The sequence below is a fragment of the Thermodesulfovibrionales bacterium genome, from assembly GCA_026417875.1.
GTDB lineage: Bacteria > Nitrospirota > Thermodesulfovibrionia > Thermodesulfovibrionales > CALJEL01 > CALJEL01.
This window is the reverse complement of sequence record JAOACK010000108.1, coordinates 1-1,054: the sequence shown is the minus strand read 5'-3', so window position 1 is coordinate 1,054 and position 1,054 is coordinate 1. Positions and strand designations below refer to the sequence as shown.

The 1,054-nt window shown below is 23.2% G+C and carries 2 protein-coding genes; both read right to left on the bottom strand.

The annotated features are described in order from the left end of the window. A partial coding sequence (amrS, locus tag N2257_10670; GenBank protein MCX7794847.1) for an AmmeMemoRadiSam system radical SAM enzyme occupies nt 1-730 on the bottom strand: 730 nt, incomplete at its 3' end. Nucleotides 731-864: 134 nt separating this feature from the next. Then, a partial coding sequence (locus N2257_10665) for a cob(I)yrinic acid a,c-diamide adenosyltransferase (GenBank protein ID MCX7794846.1) occupies nt 865-1,054 on the bottom strand: 190 nt, incomplete at its 5' end.

Here is a 1,054-nt window from a genome sequence, read left to right as displayed (position 1 = left end):
CTTTAACTATTTTTTCAGAATCATTTATAGTTGGTATAATAAGATTTGTTATTTCTAACCATATTTTTTTAGAATAAATATATTCAATTGCTTCAAGAATAGGATCTAATGCTCCTAAAGAATTTTGTTTATATATTTTATCTGAAAAATATTTTAAATCTATATTTGCTGAATCTAAATATTTACATATTTCTTTTAATGGTGTTAAATTTATAAAACCAGAAGAATGATATGTGTTTTTTATTCCTTCTTTTTTAGCAAGTTTTGCTATATCTAATAAATACTCAATAAAAATAGATGGTTCATTATAAGTATATGCTATACTAGAAATTATTTTTTTATTGTTAAATGATTTTATTTTTTGAATAATAGTTTCTGGGGGAAGAAAATAATTATATGTTCTTTCTGGATCATTTTGTGAAATTTCCCAATTTTGACAATGTTTACATGCTAAATTACATCCAGCAGTTCCTATAGAAAAAGCATATGTGCCTGGTAAAAAATGAAAAAGAGGTTTTTTCTCTATAGGATCTATTCCAATTGATGTCGGCCTACTATAAACAAGAGAGTATAATTTTCCATTTATATTTTTTCTTACTCTACAAAATCCTTTTTCATTTTCATTAATTATACAAAATCTAGGACAAAGTTCACATCTAACTTTTTTATTTTTATCTTTTTTCCAGAACAATGCTAGTTTTTGACTTATAGCACCAAATTCTCCTTTCAAAAATTCACCTTTTTATTTTATATTTATCTATATTTTCACTTTTGCATTTAGGACAAGAAAAAGGTTGTTCTTCTGCTTCTATTATTTCGAAGCAGTTCAAACAATACCATAATTTTCTTATTTCTTTTTTCTTTTTAATATTCTATCCCCTTTACTGCTTTTAATAATTTTTTAGGTGTTTTTATTATTTTTATTTCATTTACAAAATCTGCTAAATCTATAAGAGATTTGTGTGCATACCTTCCTGTAATATAAATTATTATATTTTTAGGAATATTTGAAATTAAATAATTAATATCATCTATTTTAACAAGGCCTATAGCA